Origin of the sequence: Janthinobacterium sp. CG_23.3, from assembly GCF_046115965.1 — a bacterium.
Classification (GTDB): Bacteria; Pseudomonadota; Gammaproteobacteria; order Burkholderiales; family Burkholderiaceae_D; genus Janthinobacterium.
In genome coordinates this window covers 1-4,414 of record NZ_JBJXIB010000218.1, presented here as the reverse complement: position 1 = coordinate 4,414, position 4,414 = coordinate 1, and the positions used below count along the sequence as shown (strand labels likewise).

General features: G+C 63.0%; 4 protein-coding genes. 3 read left to right on the top strand and 1 reads right to left on the bottom strand.

Annotated elements, in window-relative coordinates; all coding sequences use genetic code 11:
• Positions 1–129: 129 nt before the first annotated feature.
• Entirely contained in the window at positions 130–528 is a 399-nt protein-coding gene (locus tag ACFDR9_RS27040) for a barstar family protein (RefSeq protein WP_026133375.1), read from the bottom strand.
• A gap of 441 nt (positions 529–969) precedes the next feature.
• Between ACFDR9_RS27040 and ACFDR9_RS27035 the strand changes: the two genes are divergently transcribed.
• The 3 genes from ACFDR9_RS27035 (at position 970) to ACFDR9_RS27025 (ending at position 4,305) form a co-directional block, all read left to right on the top strand.
• Entirely contained in the window at positions 970–1,482 is a 513-nt protein-coding gene (locus ACFDR9_RS27035; RefSeq protein WP_409032984.1) for a glycine zipper 2TM domain-containing protein, read from the top strand.
• A gap of 200 nt (positions 1,483–1,682) precedes the next feature.
• Positions 1,683–2,477: a spermidine synthase gene (locus tag ACFDR9_RS27030; RefSeq protein ID WP_017877001.1), complete on the top strand. Its 795-nt coding sequence runs from the start codon at positions 1,683–1,685 to the stop codon at positions 2,475–2,477.
• A gap of 46 nt (positions 2,478–2,523) precedes the next feature.
• Positions 2,524–4,305 carry a GspE/PulE family protein gene (locus tag ACFDR9_RS27025; RefSeq protein ID WP_017877002.1) on the top strand — a complete coding sequence of 594 codons (1,782 nt, stop codon included), beginning with the start codon at positions 2,524–2,526 and terminating at the stop codon, positions 4,303–4,305.
• The last annotated feature ends 109 nt before the right edge of the window (positions 4,306–4,414 follow it).

Sequence of the window (4,414 nt, the reverse complement as noted above, 5' to 3'; positions counted from 1 at the left end):
GTCCGCTGGGGGGCGCGAAAAAAGAAAGGAGGAGAGAGGGTTTGGTGAGAACGCAAAAAAAAAAACGCGGCCCCGGTGGGTTGTGGCTGGTGCTTTGTGGGGGCGACCCCCCCCCCCCCCCCCCGGCGCCTACTCGAAGGAGTAAAACACGCGGAAGGGAACTTTTTTCTCCATCCAGAAATCGGCCGCGTCGCGGAACACGTCGAGCAGGGTTTCGCGCGCCTCCTTGTCGAATTTCTGCGTGTTGGGCAACTGCTCCAACACCACCAGGAAACCGGTTTGCGGCCCCGCCTTGAACATCGTGTCGGTCAGGCATTCGCGCAGCGCGTCGACATTCTTGGCGAAGTTTTTCGGGAATAAAAACGACTCCGCAATAATGCCGAGCACTTGCTGTTTCGTTACACCGGCCAGGCAATGCGCATATAAAAAGTGCTGCCCGAGACGGACTGCCTCGTCTTGTAATTCGGTCACGCGGAACGCACGAATGGACTGGACAAGGTTGGGCGGCACGGTTATTAACAAACTCATTTTTCCCTCAAATCGACCTGTTATATGGATATGCTGGTGCTGTTTTCCCTATCGACGCACCACTGCAAGCGGGCCAATGCGCGTGCCGTGCTATGCTATGCTCTGTTTTTGCATTGTCAATCTGACGCCATACGCTTATTAGGGTAACGTGTTGTACTAAACGAATCAACCCGAATGTAGCGTCAAACGCAAGATTTGTTACAGACCGCGAATTTTGCCGCGCATTTCCGGTCGATTCGACCGATCGCCGCCACCGTTTCCCTCTTTCCTCCCCCTGCGCGGCGCTCGCCGCGTACGTCGAAGTGCATGTTACAGGCTGCCGGCGGCGGCGCCCCCGCTGTTACAATTTGTTGCCATACGAACCCCTTTTGCGCGCAAAGCGGGATTACTATTGTCTTAGGTTGTTAGAACACCCGACTATCCCCACGAACGAGGTCCCACATGAACTTGCACGCCAAATTGATTCTGTCCGCCCTGTGTCTTGGCGCCTTGCCCGTCGCGCAGGCTGCCGACTTTGAAGATTTCGGCCGCGTCGTGCGCGTAACGCCGCAAGTTGAACAAGTGAACCGTCCACGGCAGGAATGCCGCACCGAATACGTCCAGGTACAGCAACAACAGCAACAACGCGGCGCCGGCGGCTCCATCATTGGCGGCATTGCCGGCGCCCTGATCGGTAGCCAGGTCGGCGGCGGCCACGGCAAAACCGCCGCCACCGCGGCCGGCGCCATCGCCGGTGCCGTCGCTGGCGACCGCATCGACAACAACGGCTATGGCGGTGGCGGCGTGCAAGAGCAAGCGGTCCAGCAATGCCGCACGGTCGACCACTGGGAATCGCAAAACAACGGCTACCAAGTGACCTACGACTATCGCGGCCGCAACTACACCAGCTTGATGTCGTACGATCCGGGCCAGCGCGTGCGCCTGCGCGTGTCGGTGGAGCCGGCGCAGCAATAAGCGCCCGCCCTCCCCGCGCCACCCCACACAAGCCGGCCAGCAATGACCGGCTTTGTTGCTTTTACAGCCGCCCCCCCCCCCCGGCACCGCCCCGACATTCACGCCCGAAATCAAGGTTGTTGCGCGCCGGCGCGCGCCGGTTCCCCTTGCTTTGCCGCAAGGCATCGCGGGATAATGGGGCAATCTATCAGGCCATCCCTATGCTCATCAAACGAAAATCGATCGAAAAAGAAGAATCCTCGCGCCCGCCGCGCCCGCCCGCTCCGCGCAAAGCCAAGTACGCGCCGGTGACGCTGTCGGAGATGAACGGGGTGCGCTACCTGCACTTCGGCACCGAATGGGTGCAGGGCGCGATGCGCATCCGCAAGCCCGACTGGCTGGAACTGGAATACGCCCAGCAAATGATGGCCTGGATGCTGTGGATCGAACAGCCGCTGCGCATCGCCCAACTGGGTTTGGGCACGGCCGCGCTGACCAAGTTCTGCTACCGCCAGTTCCCCGCCGCGCAGGTGCGCGCGGTCGAGCTGAACCCGGCCGTGATCACCGTGTGCGAGTCGATGTTCAAGCTGCCGCCGAACGATGAACGTCTGGCCGTGCTGGAAATGGACGCGCTCGACTTCGTCAACGACGCCGCCAACCATGCCGCCTTCGACGCGCTGCAAGTGGATTTGTACGACGCCACCGCGCGCGGCCCGGTGCTCGACAGCGCCGACTTCTACAGCGCCTGCGCCGCCTGCTTGGCGCCGCACGGCATCATGACGGTGAACCTGTTCGGCGACCATCCGAGCTACGCGAAAAACCTGAAAGCGATGAAATTTGCGTTCGGCCATGTCATCTGCCTGCCGGAGGTGCATGATGGCAACGTCGTGGCCATCGCTTTCAAGAGCAAGCCCGCGCTCGACGCCGCGGCGCTGGCCGCGCGCGCCGCGCAAATCGTCGCCGACAGCAAGCTGCCCGCCAAATCCTGGGTCAAGGGCATCCACAGCGCGGTGTGACCCGGCCGGGGCGCGGCCAGCTGATTTTGTGCAAAGAAAGTAGCGAATGAAGAATGGGTCCCCCAAAGCGCTCGACCTGCAACAAATCTTCACCTGGCTGCTGGCCGACGGCCTGGTCGACAAGGCCGACGTCAAGGCCAACTACGCGCAGGCCCTGGGCATTCTGAAAAACATCGTCGGCGCGATGCACCCGCTGTGCGCGGTGGCGCACTGCAAGCTGGCCTCGGCGCTGGCGCCGCACAAGGCGCTGACCCTGGACGCGCTGTGCGAATGGCTGGCCGGGCGCGTCGCCCTGCCCTTCATCCGCATCGACCCGCTCAAGGTCGATTTCACCAAGGTCGCCGACGTCATGTCGGCCAGCTACGCGGCGCGCTTCAACATCCTGCCGGTCGAGCTGAGCGCGCACACGCTGGTGATCGCCACCACGGAGCCGTTCGCGCTCGAGTGGGAGGCGGAAATCGCCAAGATCTCGCGGCGCGCCATCAAACTGGTGATCGCCAACCCGCTCGACATCGCCCAGTACATCTCGCAATTTTTCAGCCTGGCCAAGTCGATCAAGAACGCCAACAAGTCGACCGGCCAGGATCTGCAGCTGCGCAACAACTTCGAGCAACTGGTTGAACTCGGGCGCAACAACAAACAGGTCGACGCCAACGACCAGCACGTCATCAATATCGTCGACTGGCTGTGGCAATACGCCTTCGAGCAGCGCGCCTCCGACATCCATCTGGAGCCGAAGCGCGACGTCGGCTCGGTGCGTTTTCGCATCGACGGCGTGCTGCACCAGGTCTACCAGGTGCCGGCCGTGGTGATGCTGGCGATGACGTCGCGCATCAAGCTGCTGGGGCGCATGGACGTGATTGAAAAGCGCCGCCCGCAGGACGGCCGCATCAAGACCCGCACCGCCGGCGGCCAGGAAGTCGAGCTGCGCCTGTCGACGCTGCCGACGGCCTTCGGCGAAAAGCTGGTAATGCGCATCTTCGACCCGGAAGTGGTGGTCAAGACGCTGCCGGAGCTGGGTTTCCCGGCCGACGACGCGGCGCGCTGGGACGCGCTGACCAGCCGGCCGCACGGCATCATCCTGGTGACCGGCCCGACCGGCTCGGGCAAGACCACCACGCTGTACACGACGCTGAAGGCGCTGGCGACGTCCGAGGTCAACGTCTGCACGGTGGAAGACCCGATCGAGATGGTCGAGCCGGCCTTTAACCAGATGCAGGTGCAGCCGGGCATCGAGCTGTCGTTCGCCGACGGCGTGCGGGCCTTGATGCGGCAAGACCCGGACATCATCATGGTCGGCGAGATCCGCGACCTGGCCACGGCCGAAATGGCGATCCAGGCGGCGCTGACCGGCCACCTGGTGCTATCGACGCTGCACACCAACGACGCGCCGTCGGCCGTCATGCGCCTGCTCGAGCTGGGCGTGCCCTACTACCTGCTGGAGGCGACCTTGATCGGCGTGATGGCGCAGCGCCTGGTGCGCACCCTGTGCCCGGACTGCAAGAGCGGCGACGGCGAGATCACCGACGACATCTGGCACAGTATCGGCGGCGCCTGGAACCTGCCCAAGCCGGCGCGGGTGTACCGCCCGGTCGGCTGCCCGGAATGCCGCCAGACCGGCTACCGCGGCCGCACCGGCATTTACGAGCTGCTCGGCATCACCGACGCCTTCAGCGCCCAGGTGCGCGAACGCACCGACATCCACGCGCTGCGCCGGCAAAGCGTGGCCGACGGCATGAAGCCGCTGCGCATCGCCGGCGCCTTCAAGATCATCGAAGGCATCACCAGCGCCGAGGAAGTGCTGAAAGTGACGGCCGCATTGTCCTGAATTGAACTTTCTTGCGCAGGGCGATTGCATGAAGGCGGAGCCGAGGCGATGAGCACAGCTTGTAGGTATCGCTTGTAAACTCTTTGAAAAAGGCGTTTACTCTCGATAT

Coding starts and splice junctions, on each gene's coding strand:
- ACFDR9_RS27040 (WP_026133375.1), bottom strand. CDS start 528: ATGAGTTTGTTAATAACCGTGCCGCCCAACCTTGTCCAGTCCATTCGT.
- ACFDR9_RS27035 (WP_409032984.1), top strand. CDS start 970: ATGAACTTGCACGCCAAATTGATTCTGTCCGCCCTGTGTCTTGGCGCC.
- ACFDR9_RS27030 (WP_017877001.1), top strand. CDS start 1,683: ATGCTCATCAAACGAAAATCGATCGAAAAAGAAGAATCCTCGCGCCCG.
- ACFDR9_RS27025 (WP_017877002.1), top strand. CDS start 2,524: ATGAAGAATGGGTCCCCCAAAGCGCTCGACCTGCAACAAATCTTCACC.